Here is a 14,546-nt window from a genome sequence, read left to right as displayed (position 1 = left end):
TTGCGGCAGCCGAGTCACGGGAGGACACGTATGACCGCCACCGAGGAACCCCGGCCCGCCCACTCGGCGCGCGTTCCGTCCCTGGACGTCGCCGCGCTGGAGGCGGCGCTGCGCGAGGAGGCCGACGCGGAGGTGCGCTTCGATGCCGGCAGCCGGGGAGCGTACGTCACGGACGGCTCGAACTACCGGCAGGTGCCGATCGGCGTGGTCGTGCCGCGCTCGGTCTCCGCCGGGGCCGAGGCCGTACGGATCTGCGCCCGGTTCGGCGCCCCGGTCCTGTCCCGGGGCGGCGGCACGAGTCTGGGCGGGCAGTGCACCAACACCGCGGTGGTCATCGACTGGACGAAGTACTGCGACGCGTTGCTCTCGGTCGATCCCGAGGCCCGCACCTGCGTCGTGGAGCCGGGCATCGTGTTGGACGAGCTGAACCGGCAACTCGCCCCGTACGGCCTGATGTTCGGGCCCAAGCCATCCACGCACAGCCACTGCACGCTCGGCGGAATGATCGGCAACAACTCGTGCGGCGCCTCCGCCCAGGCATACGGGAAGACCGTGGACAGCGTGCGCCGCCTGGAGGTACTGACCTACGACGGCACCCGTATGTGGACCGGCCGCACCTCGCCGGAGGAGTACGACGCGATCGTGGCGGACGGCGGGCGCCGCGCCGAGCTGTACGCGGGTATGCGGGCGCTGGCCGACGGCTACCTGGCCGACATCCGCCGCGGTTACCCGAAGATCCCGCGCCGCGTGTCGGGCTACAACCTGGACGACCTGCTGCCGGAGAACGGCTTCCATGTCGCCCGCGCCCTGACCGGCAGCGAAGGCACCCTCGTCACCGTCCTGCACGCCGAACTCGATCTCGTGCCCGTTCCGGCCGCCGAGGCGATTCTCGTCCTCGGCTATCGCGACATCTGTGCCGCCGCCGACGACGTCCCCCGGTTGCTTGAGCACAGCACGCCCAGCCAGTTGGAGGCGATCGACGACCGGATGGCGCAGCTCATGCGCGAGGAGGGAAGCCATCTGGAGTCGCTGCGGTCCTTCCCCGACGGCGACAGCTGGCTGCTGGTTCAGTTCACCGGCGACGGACGGCAGGCAGTGGACCGGCAGGCGCACGACCTGCTGCGCGCGCTCGGCAGGGACGAGGACGACCCGACCGTGGCGCTGTCCGACGACCCGCAGCGCGAGCGGCGGATGTTGCGGGCCCGCGAGGCGGGACTCGGCGTCACCGCCCGGCCTCCGGACGACCGGGAGACGTGGGAAGGCTGGGAGGACTCGGCTGTGCCTCCCGACCGCCTCGGTGATTACCTGCGCGAACTGAAGGACCTCTTCGCCGAGTTCGGTTACGACCACCCGTCGCTCTACGGCCACTTCGGGCAGGGGTGTGTGCACACCCGTATCCCCTTCGGTCTGCGCGACGCCGACGGCGTCGCCGCTTTCCGGGCCTTTCTGCACCGGGCCGCCGATCTCGTCGTGTCGTACGGCGGCTCGCTGTCGGGTGAGCACGGCGACGGGCAGGCCCGCGGGGAGTTGCTGCCGATAATGTTCGGCGAGCGGCTCGTCGGCGCCTTCGGCGAGCTCAAGGCGCTGTTCGACCCGGATGACCGGATGAACCCCGGCAAGGTGGTTCGCCCGCAGCCGGTGGACGGGCAGTTGCGCCTGGGTCCGCTGTGGCGTCCGCGCGATGACAGCGACGCCCGGTTCGGATACCCGGACGACAGCCGCTCCTTCAACCAGGCCGTGCTGCGCTGTGTCGGCATCGGCAACTGCCGCGGCCACGAAGGCGGCGTGATGTGCCCGTCGTACCGGGCGACCGGCGAGGAGGAGCACTCCACCCGCGGCCGCGCCCGGCTGCTGTTCGAGATGATCGGCGGCCACGACGACTCACCGGTCACCGACGGCTGGCGCTCCACCGAGGTCCGGGACGCGCTCGACTTGTGCCTGGCGTGCAAGGGATGCAAGTCCGACTGCCCGACAGGCGTCGACATGGCCACGTACAAGGCCGAGTTCCTGTCCCACCACTACCGGGGGCGGCTCCGTCCCGCCGCGCACTACGCGCTGGGCTGGCTGCCGCTGTGGGCCCGGCTGTCCCGTGCGGCGCCCGGCCTGGTCAACGCGGCACTGCGGGCGCCCGGTCTGGGGCGGGTCGGGAAGCGGCTCGCCGGGGTGGCCGTCGAACGGGAGGCGCCGCTGTTCGCCCCGGAGTCCTTTGTCCGCTGGTGGCGTTCGCACGACGCGGGCCGGCCCGAGGCCGATCCGGCTGACCCGCGCACGGTCGTGCTGTGGCCGGACACGTTCAGCGTGTACTTCCATCCCTCGGTGGCGCGCTCGGCCGTCGCGGTGCTGGAGGACGCCGGCTTCCGGGTCGCCGTGCCCACCGAAGCGGTGTGCTGCGGGCTGACCTGGATCTCCACCGGCCAACTGGGCATCGCCGAACGGGTGCTGCGACGCACGGTCGGGGTACTGCGGCCCTGGATCGAGGCGGGCACGCCGATCGTCGGCCTGGAGCCGTCCTGCACCGCGGTATTCCGGGCCGACGCGCCCGAACTCCTTCCGGACGACGAGGACATCAAGCGGCTCGCGTCTCAGTTCCTGACCTTTTCCGAGCTTCTGGTCCAGCGCGCACCGGAGGGCTGGCTGCCGCCCACGCTGACCCGCGCGGCGACCGTGCAGACCCACTGCCACCAGCACGCGGTGACGAAATTCGACGCCGACCGCGAGGTGATGCGGCGGGCCGGGATCGACGCGGACGTTCTGGACGAGGGCTGCTGCGGTCTCGCGGGCAACTTCGGCTTCGAGGCGGGCCACCACGAACTGTCCATGCGAATCGGCGAGTCGGGCGTGCTCCCCGCCGTCCGGGACGCCGCTCCCGACGCCCTGGTGATCGCCGACGGGTTCAGCTGCCGCACCCAGATCGAACAGGGCGGCACGGGCAGAACGGCGCTGCACCTCGCGGAAGCCCTCGCACTCGGACTGAACGGCCCCGTGCCGGCCGACCGGCCGGAGAAGGCCGTCGCGAGAGACACCGCCCCGTCCCGTACGGCGAGCCGCCTGGTCACCGCGGCGGCCGGGGCCGTGCTCGCGAGCGCCGGAGCGTACGTCCTGGTCCGCCGGCGGCAGACCTGAATCCGCGGCCACCCCAAGGCGATTGCCGTACAGAAAGGAAATCCCGTGTCCGTCAAAGTCTCCGACCATGTACTCCAGCGCCTGCGCGAGTGGGGCGTCGACCATGTCTTCGCCTACGCCGGCGACGGCATCAACGGGCTGCTCGCCGCCTGGGGACGAGCCGGCAACAAGCCGGAATTCATCCAGGCCAGGCACGAGGAGATGGCCGCCTTCGAAGCGGTCGGCTACGCGAAGTTCTCGGGGAAGGTCGGGGTCTGCGCGGCGACTTCGGGACCCGGCGCGATCCACCTGCTCAACGGCCTCTACGACGCCAAACTCGATCACGTGCCGGTCGTCGCGATCGTCGGCCAGACCAACCGCAGCGCCATGGGCGGCAGTTACCAGCAGGAAGTCGACCTGCTGAGCCTGTACAAGGACGTGGCCGCCGACTACTGCGAAATGGTCACCGTCCCGGAGCAACTGCCCAACGTCCTCGACCGCGCGATCCGCACCGCCTACGCCAAGCGCACGGTCACCGCCGTGATCATCCCGGCCGACGTGCAGGAACTTGACTACTCCGCGCCGACGCACGCCTTCAAGATGGTCCCCTCAAGCCTCGGACTCGCCGATTACGCACCCATCCCCGGCGACGACGACGTCCGCCGGGCCGCCGAGATCCTCAATGCGGGCGAGAAGGTCGCGGTCCTGGTCGGGCAGGGTGCGCGTGGCGCCCGCAACGAGGTGGAACAGCTCGCCGACCTGCTGGGCGCCGGGGTGGCCAAGGCTTTGCTCGGAAAGGACGTGCTCTCCGACGAACTGCCCTATGTCACCGGCTCGATCGGCTTGCTGGGGACGCGTCCGTCGTACGAGCTGATGCGCGACTGCGACACCCTGTTGGTGATCGGATCGAGTTTCCCGTACACGCAGTTCCTGCCGGAATTCGGCCAGGCGCGGGCGGTGCAGATCGACAACGACCCGTTCATGATCGGGCTGCGCTACCCCTTCGAGGTCAACCTGGTCGGCGACGCCGCGGGCACCCTGAAGCGACTGCTGCCGCAGCTCCAGCAGAAGAAGCGCGGCGCGTGGCGCGAGACGGTCGAGAAGAACACCGCCCGCTGGTGGGAGGTGATGGAACGGCGCGCCGCAGTCGACGCGGACCCGGTCAATCCGGAGTACGTGGTGCACGCGCTCGACGCGCTGCTGCCGGAGAACGTGATGCTGTCCGCCGACTCCGGCTCGTCCGCCAACTGGTACGCCCGACACCTGCGGATGCGCGGCTCGATGCGCGGCTCGCTGTCCGGCACGCTCGCCACCATGGGCCCCGGCGTACCGTACGCGATCGGCGCCAAGTTCGCCCACCCGGACCGGCCCGCGCTCGCCCTGGTCGGTGACGGCGCCATGCAGATGAACGGCATGGCCGAACTGATCACCGCCGCCAAGTACTGGCAGCAGTGGCAGGACCCGCGGCTGATCGTCGCGGTGCTCAACAACCAGGACCTCAACCAGGTCACATGGGAGATGCGCGCCATGGAGGGCGCGCCGCAGTTCCTGCCGTCACAGTCCCTCCCCGATGTGCGGTACGCCGAATTCGCCCAGTCCGTCGGGCTTCACGGCGTACGTGTCGAGAAGCCCGGCGAGGTGTTGGGCGCCTGGCAGCAGGCCCTTTCCGCCGACCGGCCCTACGTCATCGACTTCCGCACCGATCCGGCCGTACCGCCGATCCCGCCGCACGCCACGCTCGACCAGATCGAGGCCGCGGCCTCGTCGGTCCTGCACGGCGACACCGACCGCGCGGCCATGGTCAAACAGGGCCTCAAGGCAAAGGTGCAGGAGATGCTGCCGGGCAAGCGGCACCGCGGCGACCCGCAGGAGGCGGAAGGCTGATGACCGCGGGTACGCCGACGGAAGATGACACCCGAAAGGAGGCGGGCGGCGCCGTCCATGCGGGCGCGCCCGCCGTGTCGGCCGTCGAGACGGCCTGCTATACCGTGCCCACCGAATCACCCGAGGCGGACGGCACCCTCACCTGGGACACCACCACGCTGGTGACGGTCCAGGTCACCGCGGCGGGCGCGACGGGCCTCGGCTGGACGTACGGCTCCCCTGCCGTCGCCGAGGCGGTCCGCTCCCACCTGGCCGCCGTCGTCACCGGCCGTTCGGCGTGGGACGTACCGGCCGCCAACGAGGCGATGAGCCGGGCGGTGCGCAACGCCGGCCGGCCGGGCGTGACCGCCCACGCGATCTCCGCGGTGGACATCGCCCTGTGGGATCTCAAGGCCCGCCTGCTCGGCCTGCCCTTGGTCCGCCTCCTGGGCGCGGCCCGCGACGACGTGCCGGTCTACGGCAGTGGCGGCTTCACGACGTACGACGACCGGCGGCAGGACCGTCAACTGCGCTCCTGGACAGAGGAATCCGGCATTCCCCGCGTGAAGATCAAGATCGGCGAGTCGTGGGGCGCGCGGGAGGCCCGCGACCTGAAGCGGATCAGCGCCGCCCGGCGCAGCGTCGGCGCAGCGGTCGCGCTCTACGTGGACGCCAACGGCGGTTACGGGCGCAAGCAGGCGGTACGGGTCGCCCGGCACCTGGACGCGCAGGGCGTCACCTGGTTCGAGGAGCCGGTCTCCTCCGACGACCCGGCGGGCCTCGCACAGATCAGGGCGACGGTCGGCCCCGACGTCGCGGCAGGCGAGTACGGCTACACGCTGCCGTACTTCCGCCACCTGCTGGGCGCCGAGAGCGTGGACTGCCTCCAGGCGGACGTCACCCGCTGCGGCGGCGTCACCGTCTGGCTGCGGGCGGCTGCCCTCGCCGAGGCGGACGGCCTGGAGATCTCCGGCCACTGCGCTCCCCACCTGCATGCGCATGTGGCCGCCGCGGTGCCCAATCTCCGCCATCTGGAGTGGTTCCACGACCACGTACGGATCGAGAATCTGCTTTTCACCGGCGCCCTTGACCCGGCAGGAGGCACGGTCCGGCCCGGGGCCGACGGGGCGCCCGGCCACGGGATGGCACTGCGTCCCGACGCCGAGCGGTACCGAAGGCGATGAGTCCGCCTGGTGCGAGCGGCGGAAACGACACGGCAGGAAAGGTGGGCAGGACGATGCCCTCAACAGTGGTCATCACGGGAGCGAGCGGCGGGATCGGCAGGGCGGTTGCCCGCGCCTTCGCCGCGAGGGGCGACCGTATCGGTCTGATCGCCCGCGGGCGCACCGGGCTGGAAGCCGCGGCCCGTGAGGTGCGGGCGCGCGGCGGCGGGGCACTGGTCGCCGAGGCGGATGTCGCGGACCACAAGGCCCTACGGGCGGCGGCCGACGCCGTCGAGGAGCGCTTCGGACCCATCGACGTGTGGGTCAACGTCGCGTTCGCCTCGGTCTTCGCGCCGTTCACCGAGATCCGTCCGGACGAATTCCAGCGGGTCACCGACGTGACGTACCTCGGATACGTCAACGGTACGCGCGAGGCGCTGTCCCGGATGCTCACCCGGGACAGAGGCACGATCGTGCAGGTCGGCTCCGCGCTCGGCGAGCGGTCCATCCCGCTCCAGTCCGCCTACTGCGGCGCCAAGCACGCGGTCAACGGATTCACCTCCTCGGTGCGGACGGAGCTGATGCACAACGGGAGCAAGGTGCGGATCACGCTGGTGCAGATGCCGGCGGTCAACACTCCGCAGTTCTCGTGGGTCCTGTCCCGGCTGCCCCGGCACCCCCAGCCCGTGCCGCCCATCTACCAGCCGGAAGTCGCCGCCCGCGCCGTCCTTCACGCCGCGGACCATCCGGGCCGCAAGCAGTACTACGTGGGAGCCTCGACGGTCGCGACCCTGCTCGGCAACCGGGTGGCGGCCGGATTGCTCGACCGGTATCTGGCCCGCACCGGATACGACGCGCAGCAGACGGACGAGCGCACCCCGCAGAACCGTCCGGACAATCTGTGGCAGCCACTCGACGGCGAAGGCCCCGACGGCCACGACTTCGGCGCCCACGGGGCCTTCGACGACCGGGCGCACAAGCGCTCACCGCAGGCCGCGCTGGCCGAGCACCCCGGCGTCACCTGGCCGGCCGGCGCTCTCCTCGCCGGGGCGGCACTGGCGTGGGGCGTGGCACGGACACGACGGCACTGAGCCCTCTGGGCGCGAAGCGAGCGCCGCCGTGCGCTGCCCCCAGGGGGCTACGGCCAGGCGCCCAGGTGAGCGGCGGCCTGCCTCGCGGCGGAGGCTAGGTCCTGTTGTGTGGATCTGGGTGGGGAAGGGGCGGTGTCCGGTGCGTGCGGATGCAAGGCGGAGGAGGGAGGCGACGCGGAGCGTCGTCGACCGACGACTACGCGGCAGATGTGCGTGCCGGGCACCGGGACGCCGCGGAGATCCACACAACAGGACCCTAGTCCGGTCGGCTCAACGCGGGTTTCCCACCGCGCGCCCGGGGCAGGCAGCGGAGCATGGACCACTCGAAGGCACCTGTACTGGACGCGCTGGCGGCGTATCACGCCCCGGGCCAGTTGCCGTTCACTCCGCCGGGGCACAAGCAGGGACGAGGGGCGGACCCGCGCGTCACAGCCGTCCTGGGGGAGGACGTCTTCCGTTGCGACGTGCTGGCGACCGCCGGGCTGGACGACCGTACGTCCTCCCAGGGCATCCTGGAACAGGCCGAGACGTTGATGGCCGACGCGGTCCACGCCGACCACACCTTTTTCTCCACCTGCGGCAGCTCGTTGTCGGTGAAGGCCGCGATGCTGTCGGTCGCGGGTCCCCATGAGAAGCTGCTGGTGAGCCGCGACGCGCACAAGTCGGTGGTATCCGGGCTGATCCTCGCGGGTATCCGGCCGGTGTGGGTGCAGCCCCAGTGGGACCCCGACCGGCACCTGGCGCATCCGCCGTCGCCCGAGAGCTTCGAGGCGGCTTTCGAGGAACACCCTGACGCCCGCGGCGTACTGGTGACCAGCCCGACTCCTTACGGCACGACAGCCGATCTCGCGGAGATCGTACGGATCGGCCATGAGCGGGACCGGCCGGTGATCGTCGACGAGGCGTGGGGCGCGCACCTGCCCTTCCACCCCGGCCTGCCGAAATGGGCGATGGACGCCGGCGCGGACTTGTGCGTGACGTCGGTGCACAAGATGGGTTCCGGCTTCGAGCAGGGCTCGGTCTTCCACCTCCAGGGCCCGCGCATCAGCCCGGAGACCCTCGCGGGGAGGGCGGACCTGCTGGGGACCACCAGCCCGTCGGTCCTGCTCTACGCCGGCCTCGACGGCTGGCGACGGCAGATGGTCGAACAGGGCAAGGAATTGCTCGACGGTGCGCTCCGGCGCGCCGAACACCTCCGGGACGCCATCGAGGGCATCGACGGCCTGCACGTACACGGCCGCGAGGACTTCTGCGGGCCAGGCCGCGCGTACGACATGGACCCGCTCCAGGTCTTCGTCGATCTGGCCGGGCTGGGAGTGACGGGCTACCGGGCCGGGGACTGGCTCCGCGAGCACCACCGCATCAATCTGCACGTCTGCGACCACCGCCGGATCAGTGCACAGCTGACCTACGCCGATGACGACGGGACCGTCAACCGCCTGCTGGAGGCTCTGCGCGACCTCGCCGGCCGTGCCGAACAACTCGCACCGGCACCGGCCATCGAGATCCCCTCCCCCGCCCAACTTCTGCTGGATCTGGTCGTACTGCCGCGCGACGCCTTCTTCGGGCCCGTTGAGACAATCCCGAGCGAGCGGGCCGCCGGCCGGATCGTCGCGGAGATGCTCACCCCGTATCCGCCCGGCATTCCCGCCGCGCTTCCCGGCGAACGCCTCAACCGCGCGGTGGTCGACTACCTTCGCACCGGCGTGGCTGCCGGGATGGTCATCCCCGACGCGGCGGACAACAGCCTCAGGACCATCCGCGTCGCAGTAGAGGACTGAGCGGACCGCCCCGCGCAGCAGAACACCGCGCGGACACCTGCCAGCACGACGGGTACGGCCCGACCGGCCGCGTCGGAACCTCCGGTGGCGGCCGTTCCGAGCGACGCACCACAGCGGTGGACTTCCCCCGCAAGAAGTCGCTGCGGACATTCCTCTACGACGGGTGACCCAACGGCGAGGCGGCCACCACCAACACGCTCGCCATCTGCGAATGGACTCGCAAGGGGCGTGTTCTGTCTGATCGGCGATTCGATGGGGAGCAAGGCCCGCCTGCTACCCCCCCCGGCGGGGCACGGATGCCTCGATGATGTGCTACGCGGTGACGTGCGTCCCGGTCGCCGACGGCGTCACCTTTGAGCGACCCGCCGCCGAAACGAGCACCGACTCCCATGGCTTCGCCCAGACGTGGGCACCAACCGAACGCGCGGCGCGCTGATTCATGGGCACCCTCACCGACCTGGCATCGTTCCTCCACGACCGGTGGGACGAGGAGGAAGGCAGCGCCGCCCTCTTCCACCAACTCCATTGCCCGGTCCCTTACGAGACGACGCTCGGCACCTGCGGCTGCCCCGGCCCCGCCCGGATCATCGACGGAATCGCCACCCAGCGGCAGACACTCCGCCACCACGAGCAGCGGATCCGGCGCGAACGGGACGAGAGGCCGTGTTGGCCTCCGGCGTCGGTCCTCGCCTTCCAGACGATGGAGGCGCTTGCGTCGCCGTTCGAACTGCATCCCGACTGGCGGGACGACTGGCACCCCTGATCCACAGGCCAGCGCCTCCGCACAGTTGACGGCCCCCACGTCTCGTCGAAGGCCGCGTCCCCGCAAGCCGCCAGAGGGACACGGGCGCGAACCAGGCCGACCTGAGGAGCCGTCGGTTGGACCGTGCGCTTACCACCTCGGCATTGAACAGGTCAGTCCTTCGCGGACTCGGGCTCGGATCCGGGCCCTGAGGTGTTCCGGTGGACGGTGAGGATCGCCAGCAGGTCGGCGACGGTGGGGCCCACGTCGGCGGGGTGGCGCAGTGCGGTGCCGGCCGGGATCTCGTAGAGGTTGGAGCGTCCGACCCGGGTGTGCGTGAGGTACCCCTCGCTCTCCAGGTCGGCGATGATCTTCTGGACCGCGCGCTCGGTGAGCAGACAGCGCGCGGCTATGTCCCGCACCCGACTCCCGGGGTCGCGGGCGATGACGGCCAGGACACGTGCGTGATTGGTCAGGAACGTCCATCCGGTGGCGGTGCGCGGCTCAGAATCGTCCATCCGCATATCGTAGGAGCTACGATTCGCGTCTTGCAAACCACGAACATAGATTCACGTTTTACTTGACGCTTCTACTGGCCGCGCACAAACTTGGTGTGGCCACCGGATCGGGAAGGCGAGGGCCCTCGACATGTCCGAATTGGATCGCGGACTCTCCGCACACGACGACGTCGGCGCGGCGGTGTACACCCCCCGGGTGATCACCGATCCGGCCGACGCCCTGGCCGTACGGGTGAGCCAGCGCGCCGGCCACACGGTCATCACGGTCAGCGGCGAGATCGACTTCACCGGCGCGGACACCTTCGCACGCGTCCTCATCGACCATCTGCTGCGCGAGAGCGACAGCCTGAGCCTGGAGCTGAGCGGCGTCGCCTTCTTCGACTGCGGCGGGCTCAACGCGCTGCTCCGGGCCCGGCGCGTGGCCGAGCGCACCGGAGCGGCACTCCGGCTGACCGCCGTCAGCCCGGCCGTCCGGCGGGTGCTGGGCCTGACCGGGACCGACCGGCTCTTCGACTACGCCGAGAACGACGGGCCGCCGCCCCCGGATCTGGACCGCCCGCCGGAAGCGATCCGTTCCGCCCGCGAAAGGCCGCTTCGTGTACGAGCCGCCCGCAGCGGCCGGCGTTCGCATGACCGAGGGCGGCGGCGAGGCCTTCGGCTCGGACGAAGCGGACTCGCGGTCCGGCCCTTGTCGTCCCAGTGGTGTCACCACAAGCCCTGACACGTCCAGCGCCACTTCCCTTCCATAGCCGCCTTGGCTCACAAAAGGCTCTGGTCGACGAACACCTACGGTGCGCCGCCGCGGCTCGGCAGCGAAGACCGGGTCAAGCGGAGGCCTACGCCGCAGACCTCGCGCTGACGCGAAGATTCCCGCCCGCAGGTGTCCGCTGGAACTACACGACCTGGCTCAACAGCGTTCTCCTCCTGGCCGCTCCGCGCCGGTGACCCGCTACCGGCGCACCGGCGGAGTTCCCGCGCTCGGCACGACGAGCGGGGCGCCCAAGACGACCACGTGGCCACCTGGACTGACCGCCTTCCCTGCGGGCGGGGACGCAGATGCGGCTGACGACTGCCGCAGGCTGACCTTTGGGGCACTTGCTCGTTGGGCCAGTATGACAACCGAGTTGAGTGGACTCTCGCCAACCGAGTCCTGCACTGGGTTGATCAAGGAAATCGTGGCCGCAGTGGCCACCGGGAGCGACGAGCGGATCCAGGTTCTGCTCGGCCTGTTCTCAGTGGAGGCTGATGTCGCCGCCTTGTTCGCCCTGCATGACGCCTTGTGTGACGTTCAGACGATGCCCGAGATGTAGACGCCGACCACGCCGATGCCGCCAGTGGTGCGGACGGCCTTGACCAGGTGGTCCAGGACGGGTTCGGGGTGCTCCTGGCCGGAGGGGTCGTTGCGACAGCTTCCGCAGGCGATGTTGAACGGCACCGACACCCGGTCGCCGGGCTTGATCCGGGTCACTGCGGGCCCGCTGTCCTCGACGATGCCCATGTTCTCGTGACCGAGGATCTTGCCCCGCTCGACGGTCGTGCGGCCCTCGTAAGGGCCGTTGTAGACCAGCGCCTTCATCTCGCCGTTCCTCTCGGGAGCGGTTTCGGGAGGGGCTGACCCGTACGGGTCAGCTCGCCGGGTAGGGGGCGGCGCGCAGTTGGCGCGCCAGGTGGGCGGTATTGGCGGCCAAGGTCTTGGTCGTGGAAGCAACCGAGTCGGGCGTCGTGTCGAGATCCTGGTAGTCGGTGCCCTGCATGGCCTCCCCCACCCAGTAGGTGACAGCACCCGCCGCGAGGGAGAAACCAACGTCGTTGAGCCCTTGGAAGAGGTCGGCGCTCACCTTGTGGGCGCCGTCCTCGTTCCCGACCACGCACACCGCCGCGACCTTGCCGTAGGTCAGCAGCCTGCCCTCGTCGTCGCTCTCCGACAGCTCGCCGTCCAGCCGTTCCATGACCCGCTGCGCGACGCTCGACGGGTGGCCCAGCCAGATCGGCGTCGACAGCACCAGAATGTCCGCCGCCAGGATCTTCTCCCGGATGGACGGCCACGCGTCGCCCTCCCCCGCGTCGACCGCGACGCCCGGCCGCACATCGTGGTCCGCGACCCGGATCACCTCACCGGTGACACCGTGCTCCCCGAACGCTTCCAGCGTCTGCTCGGCGAGGAGCTGGGAGCTGGACGCGGCCGGCGAGGGATTGAGCGTACAAACAAGGGCAACAGCCCGCATATGCGATGATTCCATGCTATACGTGTACCCGCGTGACGGAATTGACACATCCTCGTGGCACCGCGTAGGGCTCAGTCGGTGGGCTCGGTCGGCTCGTCACGAGCTCCCGCACGGGCCGGCGCGTCCGGCCGGGGCCGCGTCCGCCCGGGACCGTCGCCGTCCGGACGCGATGTCTCGCCTGGTGTCGCATGCGCACCGGGCAGGTCGGGGACCTCCACGACGGGAGGAAGGTCAGGTGTCAGGCGCGGGGGAGTATGAGCGGTCATAGGAACCGAGTACCCGTTTCGGCTGCTCTCATCGGACGGATCGTGTCCGCCGGTGCGCCCCCGCTCGGCGCTGCTGCCGGGCGGGACCCTATTCATCGCCGGTGAGCCGGGGCAGGACCTCGGTGCGGTAGAAGTCGAAGAACTGCGCCTGGTCGGGGCCGATCTGGTTCACGTACACCTCGTCGAAACCGGCCTGTGCGTAGGCGGCGACGGCCTTCACGTGCTCGTCGGCGTCGTCGCCGCAGACGGTCGCCTGCGCCACCATGTCCTCGGTGACCAGGCTGCTCGCCTGTTCGAAGTGCTCGGGGGTCGGCAGGATCTGGGCCAGTTCGCCGGGGAGCTGCTCGTTCGGCCAGAGCCGGTGGACCGTCTTGACAGCACGCTGTCGGTCGGTGTCCCAGCACACTTTGAAGCCGCCGATGACCGGCTTGTCACCGCCGCCGGCCCGGCGGAACGCATCCACCAGTTCGGCGTCGGGCTGCATCGTCACGAAGCCATCGCCGATGCGCCCCGCCCGCTGGGCGGCCTTAGGCCCGAAACCGGAGATGTACAGTGGCGCGGGCTCGGCGGGGAGCGTGTACAGGCGGGCGTTCTCCACCGTGTAATGCGGGCCACGGTGAGTGATCCGCTTGCCGGTGAACAGCTTCCTGATCACCTCCACCGCCTCTTCCAGCATGTCGAGGCGTTCGTCCGCGGCGGGCCACGCGTCGCCGAGGACGTGCTCGTTCAACGCTTCTCCGCTGCCCAGCCCCAGGCGGAATCCACCGCGGGTCAGTACGGCCGCGGTAGCCGCGGCCTGAGCGTTGATCGCCGGATGCATCCGGATCGTCGGGCAGGTCACCAGCGTGGTGACCGGCAGCGCCGTGACCTGTGAGAGGGCGCCGATCACCGACCACACGAAGGAACTTTCGCCCTGCTCGTCGTTCCACGGGTGGAAGTGGTCCGAGACGGCGAGCGCCTCAAAGCCGGCCTCTTCGGCCATTCGGGCCTGATCCAGCAGTTCGGGCGGGCTGAATTCCTCGGAGGACAGAAAGTAGCCGTAGCGGGTCATGAGCTGTTCCTCTCTGATTCTGAAACCGTGTCCCGGTCGCCCGTCATCGGGGTGGTGTGGCGAGGGCGCTGTCGTCCAGGTGGGTGAGCAGGTCCGCGACGGATTCGTAGACGCTTTCGGCTCCGACTTCGCTCAGTTCCTGGCGCGTCCAGCCGCCGGTGAGCACGCCGAGGCAGCGTACGCCCGCGGTGCGGGCGGCTTGCGCGTCCCAGGCGGCGTCGCCGACGAAGACCGCGCGCCGGGCCGGGACGCCCGCCTTCTCCAGCGCCTGCCGTACGAGGTCGGGGGCGGGTTTGCTGGAGGAGACGTCGTCGGAGGTGGTCACGGCGGTGATCGCTTCCTCGGCGTCGAGGGCGCGGAGCATCACGTCGGCCTCCTCGCCCTTCGCGGACGAGGCGAGCACGACCTGCCAGCCGCGCGCCGCGCAGGCCCTGAGCAGGTCAGAAGCCCCGGGAAGCGGCACCAGGCGGGACCAGTACTGGGCGTAGAGGGTGTCGTGAGCGGCGCTGATCGTGTCGTCCTGGCCGCGGTCGCGGTCCTCGCCGAGCAGCGCGTCCAGCAGATGGTCACTGCCCATCCCGATCAGCCGGTGGATCCGGGCCGTGCCGACCCGGTGGCCCTGCTGGCTCAGGGCCTCCCACCAGGCGACGGTGTGCAGATAGACGGTGTCCATCAGGGTGCCGTCGACGTCGAACAGCACCGCTCCGCCGGCGTGCCGCCCCGCGCTGCCGGCGGCCTTTGAAT

Annotated in this window: 12 protein-coding genes; 7 read left to right on the top strand and 5 right to left on the bottom strand. The window is 70.4% G+C overall.

What is annotated here, in order from left to right; genetic code table 11:
• The first annotated feature begins 30 nt into the window (after positions 1–30).
• The 6 genes from ACFZBB_RS30220 to ACFZBB_RS30195 all read left to right on the top strand — a co-directional run bounded on the left by ACFZBB_RS30220 (position 31) and on the right by ACFZBB_RS30195 (position 9,763).
• Complete coding sequence (locus ACFZBB_RS30220; protein ID WP_391128962.1) at positions 31–3,123, top strand: FAD-linked oxidase C-terminal domain-containing protein; 3,093 nt, start codon at positions 31–33, stop codon at positions 3,121–3,123.
• Between the two features lie 45 nt (positions 3,124–3,168).
• Positions 3,169–4,986: a thiamine pyrophosphate-requiring protein gene (locus ACFZBB_RS30215; protein WP_391128959.1), complete on the top strand. Its 1,818-nt coding sequence runs from the start codon at positions 3,169–3,171 to the stop codon at positions 4,984–4,986.
• Positions 4,986–6,149 carry an enolase C-terminal domain-like protein gene (locus ACFZBB_RS30210; RefSeq protein WP_391128956.1) on the top strand — a complete coding sequence of 388 codons (1,164 nt, stop codon included), beginning with the start codon at positions 4,986–4,988 and terminating at the stop codon, positions 6,147–6,149. Before ACFZBB_RS30215 ends, ACFZBB_RS30210 begins: the two co-directional genes overlap by 1 nt.
• 53 nt (positions 6,150–6,202) lie before the next feature.
• Complete coding sequence (locus ACFZBB_RS30205) at positions 6,203–7,219, top strand: SDR family oxidoreductase (RefSeq protein WP_391128953.1); 1,017 nt, start codon at positions 6,203–6,205, stop codon at positions 7,217–7,219.
• 314 nt (positions 7,220–7,533) lie between these two features.
• Positions 7,534–9,000, top strand: coding sequence for an aminotransferase class I/II-fold pyridoxal phosphate-dependent enzyme (locus ACFZBB_RS30200; protein WP_391128950.1), 1,467 nt, complete (start codon positions 7,534–7,536; stop codon positions 8,998–9,000).
• A 439-nt stretch (positions 9,001–9,439) separates the two neighbouring features.
• The gene (locus ACFZBB_RS30195; RefSeq protein WP_391128947.1) at positions 9,440–9,763 is read left to right on the top strand and encodes a DUF6221 family protein; all 324 of its coding nucleotides are present in this window, start codon (positions 9,440–9,442) and stop codon (positions 9,761–9,763) included.
• 152 nt (positions 9,764–9,915) lie between these two features.
• Here the strand turns inward: ACFZBB_RS30195 and ACFZBB_RS30190 are convergent, their stop codons facing one another.
• A complete protein-coding gene (locus tag ACFZBB_RS30190; protein ID WP_391128944.1) occupies positions 9,916–10,266 on the bottom strand; it encodes a MarR family transcriptional regulator in 351 nt (116 codons plus the stop codon).
• Between the two features lie 124 nt (positions 10,267–10,390).
• Between ACFZBB_RS30190 and ACFZBB_RS30185 the strand changes: the two genes are divergently transcribed.
• Positions 10,391–10,981 (top strand): anti-sigma factor antagonist, encoded by a 591-nt coding sequence (locus ACFZBB_RS30185; protein WP_391128941.1) that lies wholly within the window; start codon positions 10,391–10,393, stop codon positions 10,979–10,981.
• Between the two features lie 567 nt (positions 10,982–11,548).
• On the opposite strand, the gene ACFZBB_RS30180 is transcribed toward ACFZBB_RS30185, so the two are convergent.
• From ACFZBB_RS30180 to ACFZBB_RS30165, 4 genes are all read right to left on the bottom strand, one after another.
• Complete coding sequence (locus ACFZBB_RS30180) at positions 11,549–11,836, bottom strand: alcohol dehydrogenase catalytic domain-containing protein (RefSeq protein ID WP_391128938.1); 288 nt, start codon at positions 11,834–11,836, stop codon at positions 11,549–11,551.
• Positions 11,837–11,885: 49 nt separating this feature from the next.
• Positions 11,886–12,485 (bottom strand): NAD(P)H-dependent oxidoreductase, encoded by a 600-nt coding sequence (locus ACFZBB_RS30175; protein WP_391129229.1) that lies wholly within the window; start codon positions 12,483–12,485, stop codon positions 11,886–11,888.
• Between the two features lie 354 nt (positions 12,486–12,839).
• Positions 12,840–13,802, bottom strand: coding sequence for a TIGR03557 family F420-dependent LLM class oxidoreductase (locus ACFZBB_RS30170; RefSeq protein WP_391128935.1), 963 nt, complete (start codon positions 13,800–13,802; stop codon positions 12,840–12,842).
• Between the two features lie 43 nt (positions 13,803–13,845).
• Complete coding sequence (locus ACFZBB_RS30165; protein ID WP_391129226.1) at positions 13,846–14,475, bottom strand: HAD-IA family hydrolase; 630 nt, start codon at positions 14,473–14,475, stop codon at positions 13,846–13,848.
• Between the last annotated feature and the right edge of the window lie 71 nt (positions 14,476–14,546).

This window comes from Streptomyces sp. NPDC008139 (assembly GCF_042957025.1).
Lineage (GTDB): Bacteria > Actinomycetota > Actinomycetes > Streptomycetales > Streptomycetaceae > Actinacidiphila.
Note: the sequence above shows the minus strand (reverse complement) of the source record. Positions and strands in the feature narration are given on the sequence as shown.